Annotated in this window: 13 protein-coding genes; 4 read left to right on the top strand and 9 right to left on the bottom strand. The window is 61.4% G+C overall.

The features are described from left to right. Positions 1 to 11: 11 nt before the first annotated feature. Positions 12 to 1,271, bottom strand: coding sequence for an ABC transporter substrate-binding protein (locus N2600_RS10140; protein ID WP_260110806.1), 1,260 nt, complete (start codon positions 1,269 to 1,271; stop codon positions 12 to 14). Between the two features lie 65 nt (positions 1,272 to 1,336). Beyond that, the gene (locus N2600_RS10135) at positions 1,337 to 3,859 is read right to left on the bottom strand and encodes a hypothetical protein (protein ID WP_260298688.1); all 2,523 of its coding nucleotides are present in this window, start codon (positions 3,857 to 3,859) and stop codon (positions 1,337 to 1,339) included. Positions 3,860 to 4,045: 186 nt separating this feature from the next. On the opposite strand from N2600_RS10135, the gene N2600_RS10130 reads away from it, so the two are divergent. Next, complete coding sequence (locus tag N2600_RS10130) at positions 4,046 to 5,098, top strand: LacI family DNA-binding transcriptional regulator (RefSeq protein WP_260298687.1); 1,053 nt, start codon at positions 4,046 to 4,048, stop codon at positions 5,096 to 5,098. A 228-nt stretch (positions 5,099 to 5,326) separates the two neighbouring features. Here the strand turns inward: N2600_RS10130 and N2600_RS10125 are convergent, their stop codons facing one another. From N2600_RS10125 to N2600_RS10105, 5 genes are read right to left on the bottom strand one after another with little or no spacing between them, the layout of a single operon-like run. Continuing rightward, positions 5,327 to 6,070 (bottom strand): ABC transporter ATP-binding protein, encoded by a 744-nt coding sequence (locus tag N2600_RS10125; RefSeq protein WP_017964236.1) that lies wholly within the window; start codon positions 6,068 to 6,070, stop codon positions 5,327 to 5,329. Further along, positions 6,067 to 6,912, bottom strand: coding sequence for an ABC transporter ATP-binding protein (locus N2600_RS10120; protein WP_017964235.1), 846 nt, complete (start codon positions 6,910 to 6,912; stop codon positions 6,067 to 6,069). Before N2600_RS10120 ends, N2600_RS10125 begins: the two co-directional genes overlap by 4 nt. Next, complete coding sequence (locus N2600_RS10115; protein ID WP_017964234.1) at positions 6,899 to 7,801, bottom strand: ABC transporter permease; 903 nt, start codon at positions 7,799 to 7,801, stop codon at positions 6,899 to 6,901. Before N2600_RS10115 ends, N2600_RS10120 begins: the two co-directional genes overlap by 14 nt. Beyond that, positions 7,798 to 8,826 carry an ABC transporter permease gene (locus N2600_RS10110; RefSeq protein WP_222330031.1) on the bottom strand — a complete coding sequence of 343 codons (1,029 nt, stop codon included), beginning with the start codon at positions 8,824 to 8,826 and terminating at the stop codon, positions 7,798 to 7,800. Before N2600_RS10110 ends, N2600_RS10115 begins: the two co-directional genes overlap by 4 nt. 20 nt (positions 8,827 to 8,846) lie before the next feature. Beyond that, positions 8,847 to 10,442, bottom strand: a complete 1,596-nt coding sequence (locus N2600_RS10105; protein ID WP_260298686.1) for an ABC transporter substrate-binding protein — start codon at positions 10,440 to 10,442, stop codon at positions 8,847 to 8,849. A gap of 133 nt (positions 10,443 to 10,575) precedes the next feature. On the opposite strand from N2600_RS10105, the gene N2600_RS10100 reads away from it, so the two are divergent. The 3 genes from N2600_RS10100 (at position 10,576) to kdgD (ending at position 13,285) form a co-directional block, all read left to right on the top strand. Continuing rightward, positions 10,576 to 11,286, top strand: coding sequence for a FadR/GntR family transcriptional regulator (locus N2600_RS10100; RefSeq protein WP_260298685.1), 711 nt, complete (start codon positions 10,576 to 10,578; stop codon positions 11,284 to 11,286). A 65-nt stretch (positions 11,287 to 11,351) separates the two neighbouring features. Next, positions 11,352 to 12,326 carry a mannonate dehydratase gene (locus N2600_RS10095; RefSeq protein ID WP_260110799.1) on the top strand — a complete coding sequence of 325 codons (975 nt, stop codon included), beginning with the start codon at positions 11,352 to 11,354 and terminating at the stop codon, positions 12,324 to 12,326. A gap of 32 nt (positions 12,327 to 12,358) precedes the next feature. Continuing rightward, positions 12,359 to 13,285 carry a 5-dehydro-4-deoxyglucarate dehydratase gene (gene kdgD, locus N2600_RS10090; protein ID WP_260110798.1) on the top strand — a complete coding sequence of 309 codons (927 nt, stop codon included), beginning with the start codon at positions 12,359 to 12,361 and terminating at the stop codon, positions 13,283 to 13,285. Positions 13,286 to 13,555: 270 nt separating this feature from the next. Here kdgD and N2600_RS10085 read toward each other — a convergent pair whose 3' ends face one another. Both N2600_RS10085 and N2600_RS10080 read right to left on the bottom strand, forming a co-directional pair. Beyond that, on the bottom strand, positions 13,556 to 14,056 hold the full coding sequence (locus N2600_RS10085; RefSeq protein ID WP_130688225.1) for a GFA family protein: 501 nt from the start codon (positions 14,054 to 14,056) through the stop codon (positions 13,556 to 13,558). A gap of 87 nt (positions 14,057 to 14,143) precedes the next feature. After that, positions 14,144 to 14,902, bottom strand: a complete 759-nt coding sequence (locus tag N2600_RS10080; RefSeq protein WP_222383915.1) for an alpha/beta hydrolase family protein — start codon at positions 14,900 to 14,902, stop codon at positions 14,144 to 14,146. Positions 14,903 to 14,917 lie beyond the last annotated feature (15 nt).

Below are 14,917 nucleotides of genomic sequence, written 5' to 3'. Positions count from 1 at the left end.
CTGCTTTTCCGTCAGTTGCCGGCGACCTTGGCCTTGATGTCTTCGTCGATGCGGGCATAGGCGTCGTCGAGCTTCATTTCACCGGCGATCACCTGGCTGATGCGTGCGACGATGGCGCTGTAATAGGCATCCGACCACTTCCAGCCCGGCAGCTTCATGGCCGGTGCCGCCGTCTGGCCGGCCGCTTCGACGAAGGCCTTCAGCGCCGCCTGCACATGCGGATTGTCGGTCTTGAAGTCCAGCTGGCCGGAGGCGACGCCTTTGTGCGCCGGGATGAACAGGCTGCGCTCGGCAAATTCCTTCTGCACATCGGCGCTTGCCAGGTAATCCATCACCTTGGCGACATCTTTCGGGTTCTTCGTGTACTTGACGGCCACCAGACCCGCACCACCCTGCATGCCGGAGCATGCCACCGGGCCGCAGGGGCTTCCCGTCACGACCCAGTCGAAATTATCGCCGATCTTCTGGGCGAAGCCCGAAACCTGCCAGCTGCCGGAATAAAGATAGGCGAGGCCACCATTGATGAAGTCCTCGGCAGCAGAGCGGTAGGTTGAGCCGGCAGCACTCACCCAGACGTCCTTGTTGATGATGCCCTCCTCGTTCCACTTGACGAAGCGGCTGAGGAAGTCCTTGGCGCCCTGATCGAGCGGCGCGGGCTTGCCGTCGGCGGCGATGTAGTTGGCGCCGTAGGAGATGTTCGGGCCGGAGACGCGGTGGCCGGAGCGGTCGATCGCCATGGCGAAGACCTTCTGGCTGTCGGCGACCTTCTTGGCTGCTGCCGCCCAGTCGTCCCAGGTGGCCTTCGGACCGGGAATTTCAACGCCGGCCTGCTCGAACAGTGTCTTGTTGGCGAAGCCCCCGGTCAGCGTCAGCTGCGTCATGAAGCCGGTAATGGCATTTGAGCCATCGGGACGCATCCAGTCAGCTTGGGCGCCGAAATTATCGTCCCAATATTTCGCGTCGGTGAGGTAGGGGCGCAGATCGAGCCAGTGCTGCGCCGGCGCCTTCAGGTTGGTGACACGGGCGATATCCGGCCCCTGCCTGGCTTCAAGCTGCACCGGCAGCTGTTCCTTGACGACATTGTAGGAGACTTCGTCGAGGATGACGTTGACGTCGGGGTTGGCCTTCGAGAAGCGCGAAAGCAGATCCTTGATCACCTCGCCTTCGCCGCCGTCGGAATACCACATGATGCGCACGTCGCCGGCATGGGCGGCAACGGAACTCAAGAGAACTGCAGCAAAAGCCGCGCCGATCGATTTCATTCTGGTCATTTTCTCCTCCTCTTGACCGATGAATTCCTGTGTCCGGCCGGTCCTCCACCTGCCGGACACGTCGTCTACGAGGCCGCGCGCCGAGGCTGCCTGCCCGGTATCTTCAGATGTACCGCGTCTCCCCGCACCGGCCAGTCCGTCGGACGAAGAATGCGGCCTTCGGCGCGCACGGTGCCGTTCTCTTCGAAGACGACCGGGCCATAATCCGGATCGATAACGATCAAGGCGCCCTCGTCGTCGCGGCGGGCCGAGAGCGTGGCGAAACGCGCCTGCATGCCGTCAAGATCAGCCTCGCGCCCGAGATCGGAGAGACGGACGATCCAGCGGCCCTTGCGGCCGGCCAGGCGCAGCTCGATATCCGTCGTCGGCCCTTGCCTTACCGGCTCCAGCGCACCGTTGCCGATCAGCATCGCAATGCCGTCGCCCGACCGGGCGAGCGCCAGATTGCCGTCAACCACCGTGTCATCGAAAGCCTCGAGCGGGAACCAGGCATGGGTGAAATCCGGCTGGCCCTCATGGATCTCGAAATCGAGGATCGCCAGATCGCGATACTGATGCACGCGCGGCAGCGTTCCACAGCCGCCCCAGAAGCTCGGCCGGCCATACCCGAACTGGATGGTTTCGCCGGGATGGTTAATCCAGATCTGCGCTTCCGGCCGGGTTCCCAGACGCAGATGCAGCACCGTCTCCTGGTAGCCCCAAGCGCCGGGACGATAATGGGCAATCGTGCCGAGCGCGGTGTCGCGGGTCTTATAGTGGTAGAGGGCGGCGAAACGGTTCTCGCCCTGGGAAAAGGTCCATTCCTGCGCATCGTCCGACTGGTGCGCGGCGATTTCGGCCAGCGCTTTTGGAAACCGCAGGCCATGATCGCGAATGCAGACGGCCAGCTGCGGCAAAGCGTGGACACGCCGGCCGTACCAGCCGCGGCCCCAGAGCAGCCGGGCGATGGCGGAGAGTTCGACCGATCGGCCGGGGCGCAGCGTATGTTCGTAGGAACGGCCCTGGCTGCCGGTCAGCATGCCGTGATGGGCCGAGCGGGCAACGATCTCCATCAGGCGGACGATGCTGGAACTTGCCCGGTTTCGGATCGTCTCATCCGACGCGCAGGCGGCAAGCGCCGTCAGCCCCTTGAGATCGATCGGGAAATAGGGAACGGAATTCCACTCGGCCATTTCCCAGCGCTCGAAGTGATCGAGCCAGGCGCGGACACGTTCTTCGCCGACCCGCATCTGCTCGGCGCCGGTGCGGCCGGAACGGACGAAGACGGCATCGGGGAAAAGTCTGCCACCGAGATAGGCAGCGGTATGGAAGAGAAGCGCGTGGTTTTCCGAAAAATACCACTGGACGTCGTTGCCGGGCTCATCCATCCAGTAGCGGTAATTGAGGACGGCGTGCTCGATCCTGTCGCGCAGCGCCGGTGATAGCAGATCGCTCCAGCGCGTATAGGCAAAGAGCAGCGGCACCAGCACGAAATCGGCGCAGTCGTGGCAATCCTCGATGACCGGCAGCATCGCCGAGATCATCGCCTCGGTTTCCTCGCCGCCCTGCCCGAGCGCAAGGCGCGCGAAAGCACAGACCGTATCGGGTTCTGAATGGGCGGCGACCTCGGCCAGCGCCTCGGCGACACGGTCCTCAAGGGCAGCGGGTGCCTCCCCCTGGCGCTCGGGATGACAGATCTCGACGCCGAGCGTGCGACTGAGCGAAAGCGCGCCTGTTGTGAAGGTGATCCGGAAATGGCGGAAATCGGCGGGCATATCAGCCGAGGTTCCGAGCGCCAGTTTCGTTGCTCCCGCTTCCAACTCGAAATCATAATCGAAGCGCTCGATCGACATGAAGTCGCCTTCGATCTCGACATGGCAGCTCAGCGCCACCGGCAGCGGCGCGGGGAAGATGATCGTCACATCCTCGCCGAGATAGGCGGTGCGGTCGAAGCGCATGCCTTCGAGTATGACCTCCAGCGCATCCGCATCACCGGCGGCAACGGGAACAGGCAGGGCAGTTTCAACTTCCGGCCCTTCGACATAATCCAGCTGGAAATAGAAACGGGCGTCGCGCTCGGCGAGATCGTCGAAATAGACGCGGATCTCGTTGAGGCCGGCGACCAGATCGACCTCGAAGAGCTGCTGGGCTTCGAGATTGCGCTCATAAGGCGCCATGAAGCCCTGCTCGCGGCCATTGACGAAGAGGATCGCGCCGCCGCAGGTCGACAAGCGAAGCGTGGCAGACCCCGCCGAGCGGGCATCGAGGAAGGTGCGCGCCCAGCAGCCGATGCGTGTCGGGCGAAACCAGAAGCCGGAAAGATCGACGCGCGGGGAGGCAAAAGGAAGCCACCACCGGACGGCCTCGAATTCGGCAGTCGGCTGCGGCCGTCGGCCGGAGAAGGATTTTTTGAATTCGGTGCGGCAGGGATATTCATGCGGGATGAAATTCTTCGTCTTGGTGACGAAGAAGAACGGATCCATGCTGCCTTCCATCGGACGATCGGCGACGTCGTAGCGCTGCTGCCACAGATGGGCGAGCTGCCAGTAGACGATCGGGCTGGCCTTCGCCGTTGAACGGCGGAGATGGGATTGCTGCTCAGCGGTCATGCTTCAGCCCGCTCAAGCCTTGGAACGCCGGGTAAAACACCGACGCTTGGACTGGCCGTCTAGCCACATTTCAAAGCCTCCCTGCTCTGCCGCTTGTCGCGGACTCCTCAAGGACAATTGTGCATAGGCATTCCATTTGCGCAATCTGAAAGATTTTTGCATAGTAGCTGGGAGCGAGGAGACGACATGGCGGCGGAAGAGAAAAAAAGCAGGCGGACACGCCTCGACGACATTGCTGCCAGATGCGGCGTCTCGATCAGCACGGTGTCTCGTGCGCTGGCCGGCGAAAAGGGCGTCAGGCCGGAGATCCGCAAGCTGGTGCTGGAAACGGCAAGCGCCGTCAGCTACGCGCTGCCGGCGAGCGTTGCCGGCAAGAAGGTCATGCTCGTCGCCTCCGGCGCGGCAATGATCGACTATGTCCGCAACCAGTTCACGCTCTATGTGCTCGAAGGATTGAACGCGCGTGCCGCCGTCCTCGGCGTCGAACTGGCGATACGGCCGGTCGCCGACAACGGGGATGAGGTCCGCGTCCTCGCCGAGATGCGGGATGATCCCAGCTTCGGCGGCATGCTGATCCTGACCGTCGACGAAGAGGACATGCTGGCGGCGGCCGCTGATCTCGGAAAGCCCGTCGTGCTGGTCAACAGCGACGATCCCTATATGCGGCTTTCGAGTGTGACGCCCTGCAATCGCTCGGCCGCCTTCATCGCCGCCGAGCGGCTGATCAAGGCCGGGCATGAACGCATCCTGTTCATGCTGAGGCCGGGACGGCGGACGATCGAGCGGCGCCTCGAAGGCTGGCGCGATGCCCTGCAGCACCATGGGCTGGCCGCCGATGCCGATCTGGTGCTCGAGGTTGAAGACTGGCTGCCGGAACTCGGCGCCGAAGCGGTCACCCGTCTTATCCGCGAGAAAGGCCTCTCCTTCACCGCCATCCTGACGGCTGGCGACAGTCTGGCCAACGGCGCGGTGCGCGGATTGCAGGCGATGGGTTATGCTGTGCCGCAGGACATCTCGGTGATGGGCATAGACGACCTGCCACAGTCGGCCTTTCTCAATCCGCCGCTATCGACGGTGCATATTCCGATGCGCGAACTCGGCGCCACCGCGCTCGATCTTTTGCGCGACATGATGCTCGGCCTTGCGGCCCCACGGCGGCGGGTCGAGCTTGCCTGCCATCTCGTCCAAAGGGGCAGCGTCGCGGCGGTCAGGCATGTCGGTGCCGTGACGGCTCGCTGAGGACACGCGATATCTCGGCCAAGAGATCGCAGAGACCGCCCCTCATCCGGCTGCCGCCACCTTCTCCCCGCTCGCGGGGCGAAGGGACCCCCCGCCGCAACCTCTCCGTTCCCCTCCCTCCACCTCTCGTGTGGCATGTCCCCTCGCCCCGTTTACGGGGAGAGGGTTAGGGTGAGGGGCAACCATTAGCGCAAACCGGACAATTCCACGCCACCGCGATCGAGGATATCAAGCCTCGATAAAGCTCGCTTCGAACAGTTCGCGCGCATAGGCATCATGCGTGGTGCCGGCCTGCAGATCCGCTTTGGTGAGCTCATCCACAAAGCAACCGTTCTTCATGATCAGCACCCGGTCGCACATATGGGCGATGACTGCGAGGTCGTGGCTGACAAGCAGATAGGTCAGGCCCTTTTCCTCGCGTTGATCGGCCAGCAGGTTGAGGATTTCGGCCTGGACCGAGACATCGAGCGCCGATGTCGGCTCGTCGAGCAACAGGATGGGCGGCGACAGGATCAGGGCCCGGGCGATTGCCACCCGCTGCCGCTGGCCGCCGGAAAGCTCGTGCGGAAAACGGTTTGCGAAGCTCGCCGGCAAACCGACCTGGATCAATGCCTTTTCGACCTTGGACCAGATCTCGGAATGGCCCATGGCGCGCAGCGGTTCCGCCAGGGCGGTGCCGATACGATGGCGCGGATGCAGGGATCCGTAAGGATCCTGAAAAACCATCTGGGCGAATTTCAGCTCCTCGCGGGAGCGCTTCTTGCCGATCGGTTTGCCGCCAAGCTCGATGTGACCGGTCCAACCGGCCTCCATGCCGGCGAGGCAACGCAGCACCGTCGATTTGCCGCATCCGGATTCACCGACAATGCCAAGGGTCTCCCCCTGGCCAACCTGAAAAGTGATGCCCCTGACGACATGGTTGCTTGATTTGCCGGAGGCAAAGACGACATCGAGGTCACGCACATTGATCATTGCGCCATCTCCAGATCGAGTTTCGTCCTGTCGAGGACCGCAAGCCGGCGAACCGGGTTCCTGGGGTCGGGCAGCGCGGCGATCAGCCCGCGGGTATAGGGATGACTGGCGTCCTCGAGCCTGGTCAGCGTTTCCACGATCCGGCCGGCATACATGACGATGATGCGCTCGCAAAAGGCTGCCACCATGCGTATGTCATGGCTGATCAAAAGCAGCCCGGAATTGTTCTCGCGGACCAGTTCATCGAGCAACAGCAGCACGTCCTTGCGGACGCTGACATCAAGCGCCGAGGTCGGCTCGTCGGCGATGACAAGCTTCGGCCGCGCCAGCAGCATCATGGCGATCATCACGCGCTGGCCCATGCCGCCCGAGATCTGATGCGGATAAAGCGCCATGACCCGCTCTGGATCGCTGATGCGCACGCGCTCCAACATGGCGCGGGCCGCCTCATGCGCCTGTTTCTTATGAAGACCGAGGTGAAGGCGGGCAGCTTCGGCGATCTGCTTGCCGATCGAGAGCACCGGATTCAGCGAATAGCGCGGATCCTGCATGATCAGCGCGACATCCTTGCCGCGAAGCGCTCCCATCTGACGTTCGGTCTTTGAAAGCAGCGAACTGCCGGCGAGATCCAGACGCTCGGCCGAGACCACTGCGGCCGGCGGCAGAAGCCGCATGATGGCGCGACCGGTCGTCGATTTGCCGGAGCCGGATTCTCCGACGATCCCGACGCGTTCGCGCCCGACGTCGAAACTGACATTGGAGACGGCGGGCACGGCGCCTCGGCCGAAACGGACGCTCAAACCTTCGACGGAAAGAACGGGCTGCAGATCACGATCTTGCATGGCGAGGATCCAGAATGTCGCGCAGAGCATCTCCGGCGATGTTGAAGGCAAGGCTGGTGAGGAGGATGGCGATACCCGGCATCACGGCAACCCACCAATAATCGAGCATGAACTTGCGGCCGCTGGAGATCATCGCGCCCCATTCCGGCGCCGGCGGCTGGGCGCCAAGCCCGAGAAAGCCAAGCGAAGCGGCCGTCAGAATGATACCCGCCATGTTGAGCGTCAGGCGAACGATGACGGACGGGACGCACATCGGGGCGATATAGAGGAGAAGAATGCGCATCGGCGAGGCGCCATAAAGGCGGGCGGCGACCACATAATCGGCGTTTCTGACGACAAGCGCCTCGGCGCGCGCGAGTCTGGCAATCGGCGGCCATGCGGTCAGCGAGATCGCGATGATTGCGGTGGTCAATCCGGCGCCGAGTGCCGCAGCAAAAGCCAGAGCCAGGATCAGTGACGGGAACGACAGAACGATATCGGTGGCGCGCATCAGCAGCGCATCGGTGCGCCCGCCGAAGAAGCCGGCGACAACGCCGATCAACAGGCCGATCGGCCCAACGATCAACGAGATCGACAGCACGGTCTGGATGGTGATGCGCGTGCCGAAGATGAGCCGGCTCAAGATGTCGCGGCCGAATTCGTCCGTGCCTGCCAAGTGCGCGAGGCTCGGCGGCTGCAACGCATCGCCAAGCGCCTGTATCGCCGGATCGTAAGGCGCCAGCAGCGGCGCGAAGATCGCGATCAAGCAAAGCAGACCGAGGATGACAAACCCTCCAAGACCAAGCGGCTCGGCCGCCAATTTGCGGCCGGCGCGCGCAAACGACGCCGCGACACGGGTCGACATACTTGGAGGGCGGATCTGAATTTCGCTGCGGATAACATCGCTCATCGGGCGGCCTCCCGCATGCGCGGATCAAAGACGGCGTAAGCGACGTCGGCCAGGAAGTTCAACAACATGAAAATGAATCCCACAATGATGGTGCCGGCGACGATGGCGTTCATGTCGCCGATCATCAGCGCGTTGGTCATGTACTGGCCAATGCCCGGCCAGGAGAAAACGATCTCGGTCACGACAGCGCCTTCGAGCAGACCGCCATAGGAAATGGCGAGAATGGTGATCAGCTGCACCGCAATGTTCGGCAGGACGTGGCGCCAGATCGTGCCGAGCGGGCTCACACCCTTGGCTCGGGCCGCGATGACATAATCCTGGCTCAACTGCTCCAGGGTGAAGCTGCGCGTCATGCGGGTGATGTAGGCCATCGCCGCATAGGCAAGGATGACGGCTGGCAGAATGATATGGCCGAGCGCATTCCAGAAGATTTCCGTCTCGCCCTGCAGCAGGCTGTCGATCAACAACAGCCCGGTTTGCGGCGTGACGAGGCCTTCGTAAAAGACATCGATCCGACCCGGCCCACCGACCCAATTGAGGCCGGCGTAGAAGATGACGAGGCCGACGATGCCGAACCAGAAAACCGGGATCGAATGACCGACGAGCGCGACCACGCGCGCCGTCTTGTCGATGAAGCTGTCGCGAAAGAGTGCTGCGACCAGCCCCAGAGGGACACCGACGAAGGTCGAAATGATCACCGCCAGCGTTGCCAGTTCGAATGTCGCCGGAAACGCCTGGGCAAGATCCGAAGAGACGGGATTGCCGGTGAGGACGGCCGTGCCGAAATCGCCATGCGCCAAGCCGTTCAAGTAGAGGAAAAACTGCTGATAGATCGGCAGATCGAGCCCCAGGCGCGCCCGCATCGCCGCATAGGCAGCGGGATCGGCGAGCTCGCCGACGATTGCGCCGACCGGATCGGTGGGCAAGACGCGGCCGATCACGAAGGTCACACATAAGAGGATGAACAGGCTGACCAGCAAATGCGCCAGGCGTCGGCCAAATTCGGCTACGGAGAGTTCCTTCATGATCGGCTGTCCTGGGAGTATTACTGGGTTTCGACCTTGGTCACGTTCTCGAGACGCGTCAGCTGAGACGGATGCCCCACATATCCCTCGACCTTGCTATTGAGGACGATCGGCTCAAAGCGCTCGAAGAGCGGAAGCACCGCCGGCTTCTGTTCGACGAACATCTTCTGCATCTGAACATAGAGTTCGCCACGTTTCTTGGCGTCCGGCTCCATCGATGCTTTGGCCGTCAGGGCCGTGAGTTCCGGGATGTCCCAGGCCGAGCGCCAGACAAAATTGCCGGCATTGTTGGCTTCCTTCGAGTTGTCGGGATTGGAGGAAAACTGCTCCATCGAGCCGAGCACGTTCGGCATGTAGGCGCTGGTCTGCGGAATCAGCAGATCGAAATCCCTGGCGCGATGGGCGGCGATGATTTCCGAACCGTTGCCCTGCTGGATGTCGATCTTGATGCCGATCTGGGCCAGCGATGCCTGGATGGCGGTAGCCAGATCGATGCGCGGCGTTTGCGCGATGGTCTTCAGCGTCAGCGAAAAGCCGTCCTTGAAGCCTGCCTCGCTCAGCAGCTGCTTGGACTTTTCGACATCGAGATGCCAATCGGGGTTGGGGATGGCATATTCGAAATTCTCCGGAACGGGAACGTTTCTCGCCCGGCCGTAAGGGCCCATGATCGTCTTTTCGATGCCCTTGTAGTCGATGCCGTAGGCGATGGCTTCGCGAACCTTCGGATTGGCGAGGTATTTGTTGCCGGCATTCATCGATAGGACGTAAAAGCCGCCCGTCGGAATACGCTGGATGGCAAATCCCTTCTTGGTCTGGAATGTCGCGAGATCCGATGCGGTCAAGGCGCTGGCAATATCGATATCGCCGCGTTCGAGCATCAGCCGCTCGACCTGGCTTTCAGGCACATGCCGGACGATGACGCGGCGCATCTTCGGCACGCCGGCCATATAGTCCTTGTTGGCGTCAAGGATCACCAGTTCGTTCGGAGACCAGCGATTGAGGGTGAACGGACCGGAGCCGGCAGAATGCGTTCGCATCCAGGCATTTCCGTAGTCGCTGTCGACGGCATGGCTCTCGACCTCGACGCTGTCGACCACGCTGGTGGTCGTCGTCGTCAGCCGATAGAGCAGAAGCTCTGCCGTCACCTGGTCGGAGAGATCGATCCGCACCGTCTGATCGTCGACGGCCTTGACGAGCTTTTCGACATTGTCCTTGTCGTAGCCGACGCGCTTGAGGTTGGCGGCGGCGGCCTGGTCCATCTTCAGGAGCCGCGCCAGCGAGTAGACGACATCCTTCGAGGTGACCGGGTTGCCGGAGGCGAAATTGGCCTTGCGCAGCATAAAGGTGATGCCCTTGTCGTCGATCTTCCAGCTTTCCGCCAGCTGCGGAAGGATCTTACCATCAGCCGTACTGGCGACCAGCCGATCGTACAGATTCGACATGATCTCGACTGCCTTGCCTTCAGTCGCCTGCTGCGGATCGAGCGACAGTACCTGCGCCAGCGAAGTGCCAATCACCAGCTGGTCCTGCGGCGTGGCGGCCTGCATCTGCGGTGCAGCGATCGTCAGGGCGCCGATGACGGCACCGACGAACAAGCCCTTAGAAAAATGCTTCATTGTCACTCCTCCCTGGATTACTATAGGAAACATATTATGTCGTCCGTATGTCGTATTATGATTTAACGAAGTCCGATAGGATTGACAAGACCTGGGCGGCAGAGACTTGATGCGAAGGGATTGGGGGGCCGAAATGACGACACTCAGCCGTGGCCGGCAAAGACTGGCGCAACAGGTTATCGATCAGCTGCGGGCGCAAATCGAAACGGGGAAGCTGCGCGTCGGCGACCAACTGCCGACCGAGCCGCAGCTTGAAGCTACATTCGGCGTCAGCCGCACCGTGGTGCGCGAGGCCATTGCCGATCTGAGATCGGCAGGCTTCGTCAAGCCGATCCAGGGCAAAGGCGTCTTTGTCGCGGATCCGAAGGCGCATCCGGTCCTGTCGCTGACGCCGGTGGAAATCAAAAGCATTCCGGAAACCCTGGAATTGCTGGAGTTTCGCATGGCCGCCGAGGGTGAAGCGGCGGCGATCGCCGCCTATCGCCGCACCGCCGAGCAAGAGGCGGCAATCCGCGACGCCAACCGCAGAATGGCGAACCTGATCGAAACCGGACAGCAAACGGTGGAAGCGGATTACGCCTTCCACATGGCGATTGCCGCCGCTACGAACAACCGATTCTATGTCGATGTCCTACGCCATTTCGGCCCCAGAGCTATCCCCCGCGGCCAATTTCCGACGCTGCCGGAAGCCAATGACCGCGACTATCTTCAGAAGGTTTATGCCGAACATGTCGAAATCCTCTCGGCAATCGCCGATCAGGATCCCGAACGCGCCCGCCAGGCGATGCGCGCCCATATGCTGGCCAGCCAGCGCCGCTACCGCATGCTCGCGGAGCAGCAATAGGGCTCGACACCCTTCAAAATTCATATTATGTCATATGACATTGGATAATTTCGAAAGAGACTCAAATGTATCTGGGAACACAGGTCGCAGCGCGGGATGACGACGACTATCGTATCTTCGCGCAACTGGGTGTGAAGCATATCAACGCCGACCCGCCGGGAAAGCCGAGCAGTTGGACGCTCTCCGATCTCGAACAGCATCGCGACAAGGTCGAAAGCTTCGGCCTGATTCTCGACATGATCCAGTTGCCGCTGCCCTCGCAGCCAATCGAGAAGGCTTCCTATCCCGATATCCTGCTTGCCGGCCCCGAGCGCGACAGACAGATCGACGCCGTCTGCAAGCTGATCGAGAATGTCGCAGCCGCCGGCATTCCTGCGGTGAAGTACAATCTCAACCTGATCGGCATTCCCCGCACGCCGGATGAACCGGGACGCGGCGGATCGCTGAATGCCAGCTTCCGCTGGGACAAGACGGATCAGCAGGCCGAGCCCGGCCTTGCCGGCGTGCTTTCCGAGGACGAAAACTGGGAGCGGATCGACTATTTCCTGGAACGCGTCGTTCCTGTCGCTGCAAGCAACCGCGTCCGGCTCGCCTGCCATCCGCACGATCCTTATACGCCGCCGGGTTATCGCGGCGTCACGCGGGTGCTGGGTACGGTGGAAGGTCTGAAGAAATTCGTGCTGATGCGTGAAAACCCGTATCACGGCCTCAATTTCTGCCAGGGTTCGATCGGCGAGATGCTGGAAAATCCCGGCAAGGAAATCGACGATGTCATCCGCTGGTTCGGCCAGCGCGGCAAGATCTTCAATGTTCACTTCCGCAATATTCGCGGCGGCAAGCTGTCCTTCATGGAGACCTTCCCTGAAGAAGGCGACATGGACATGGTCCGCTCCGCCAGGATCTACAAGGAGGTGGGCTTCAAATACATGCTGATGCCCGACCATGTGCCGACCGTCAGCGGCAAGGATCCAACCGCCACCGCATTTGCCTTCTGCTACGGCTATATCGCCGCACTTCTGCAAGTGCTCGACAGCGAGTGAGCCGGTTTTCAACACGTCAAGAATAGGACTTCATGATGAACCCGATTGAATTGAAGAAGGCCGTCGGTAGTGGTCTCCTGTCGTTCCCCGTTACGCATTTCGACGACCAACTGAAATTTGACGAAGCGAAGTACTGCCGTCATGTCAAGTGGCTTTCCGGTTATGACGCTGCTGCACTGTTTGCCGCCGGCGGCACCGGTGAATTCTTCTCGCTTAATCCTGCCGAGATTCCGCAGGTGATCCGGGCGGCCAAGGCGTCGGCGGGCAAGACGCCGATCATTTCGGGAACCGGCTACGGCACCTCGCTCGCCATCGAGATCGCAGTCGCGGCCGAGAAGGCCGGCGCGGACGGGCTGCTGCTGCTGCCGCCCTATCTGATGTTTGCCGAGCAGGCGGGTCTCATCGCCCACGTCAAGGCGGTCTGCCAATCGGTCGGCATCGGCGTCATCGTCTATAACCGCGACAACGCCGTCCTGACCGCCGACAGCATCGCGCGCCTGGCGGAGGAATGCCCGAACCTGATCGGCTTCAAGGACGGCGTCGGCGATGTCGACAAGGTGATCGAGATCACCACCCTGCTTGGCGATCGTCTCGTCTATGTCGGCGGCATGCCGACCCATGAGGTTTATGCCCAGGCCTATTTTGCCGCCGGCGTGACGACCTATTCATCGGCCGTGTTCAACTTCGTGCCCGCGCTTGCCCAGCGCTTTTACGGTGCCCTACGCACCGGCGATCAGGCAACCGTCGATGAGATCCTCAAAGGCTTCTTCTTCCCCTTCGTCGCCTTGCGCAACCGCAAGAAGGGATATGCCGTCTCGATCATCAAGGCCGGCCTTCGCGTCCTCGGGCAGAATCCCGGCCCCGTGCGCCCGCCTTTGACGGATCTTACCCAGGAAGAACTGGCGCTGCTGGAAAAGATCATCCAGGCCAACGGCGTCACACGGGTCGCGGCGGAATAATATATCGCGGCAATCGGCCGCCGGGATGGCCCGGCGGCTGTCCCGTTCGCACCAACAACGGACATCGGCTCGGCTCGGATGGACGACCGCTACAGGGCCGGAACTGACGGGCTGCGTCGAGGCCCGAAATAGCTAAAGAGCAAATCTTTAGGCACCCTGCGTGCATAATCTTGAAAGTAAGCTGTTGCCGCTGTCGTTGGTTTCCGGCACGAGGGCCTTTCGAAATAGCGGCAAGGGACAGCGCCGCACTGGCGACCGCCGGATCAGGACTCAGCCATCACGCCCCCTCACCGCCCATGAGGCGGTATCATGATCGGGGTGCTGGTTGTTGCTCTCCTTGATCGCCGCGGCCCAGTCGGCGCCGTTGTTTTCGGTCGCACCGGTATTTTCTATGCCCGTGATCGTATCGAACCATGCCACCATGTTCTCGGTGCAGGTACTGGCAAGCGGCGCGAAGGCGTGCGGATCGTCAAGCGAACCGATCATCAGGTTGGTGCGACCGTTTTCGAGGTGGTGGAAGAACAATGGCGTGCCGCAATTGGCGCAGAAGCCGCGCTCGACAATCTCCGAACTCTTCCAGATGCTTGGCTTGCCGCGTGTCCAGCTGAGCGCATCATCGGGCGCGGCGACGAGCGCGGCAAAGATGTTGCCCGAGGCTTTCTGGCACATGCGGCAATGGCAGAGATGCGAATTGTCAAGCATAGCGGTTGCGTGGTAGCGCACGGCACCACACTGGCAGCCGCCGCTCACCTCCATCTCGATGCGTTTCATTTTTTCTCCTCCTTCAAGAGGCAGGGTTTGGGCTTACCTCTTTTAGGTTTTCGTCACTTTCCCGCTGCCCGAAGCTGTCTTGCGGCCTTAGTGGTACGTCACGACGGGATTGAACACCCTTTGCAGGAAGGGCCTGAGAGCTGCCTGCATGTGGTTCCTCGGAATTTGATGTCCACACTCAAAGACGTGAAGCGTCGCCAGGACTCCGGCATTGGACAGAGCTTTTGAGAAGAGTTCGGCATGGGCAACCGGAGCACGGTCGTCATGCTTTCCATGCAGCAATAGCGTCTCAGACCGAACTTCGGGCGCACAATGCAAAGCAGAGCGAGCCAGAAAGGCCTCTCTCGATAGGCCCGCCTCTTTCTCGATAGCCCACCGCAAACCGTCTGAACTCTCGTGATAAGCGACTTCAAGATCGTAGACGCCGCTGGATAGAATGACTGCTCGCAGATCAGAAACCTGGGTGGCGACCATTGCCGATGCAACGGCACCACGACTGTTTCCACAGAGAACAATTCGGTTAGGATCGACGGAAGGCTGGTCCCGCAGGAAGGCGAGAGCAGCTATGATCGCTTGCTGGGTTTTGGGACCGCAGAAATCTGAAGGGCCATCTGACGCCCCAAAACCGGGCTGCGAGACTGCCGCAGCAGTAATATTCAAACCAGAACAGAACCGAAGCAACGCGCCGCTGTTGACCGTCTCTATCCCTCCAAGCAGACGGCCACCCTGATTGCCGTGGACAAATAGGATTGCTCCTGCGGGCGTTTCGCTTGCGGCTTGAGCTTGAAAAAGCTCGACCGTGGCTCCGTCCCCCCGGTCAATGAGATGTCGAGTTACTACCGGCATTAACCACCATCAGGT

Source organism: Rhizobium sp. WSM1274 (assembly GCF_025200775.1).
Lineage (GTDB): Bacteria > Pseudomonadota > Alphaproteobacteria > Rhizobiales > Rhizobiaceae > Rhizobium > Rhizobium leguminosarum_I.
The sequence above is the reverse complement of the archived record's forward strand: the minus strand, read 5'-3'. Positions and strand labels throughout refer to the sequence as shown.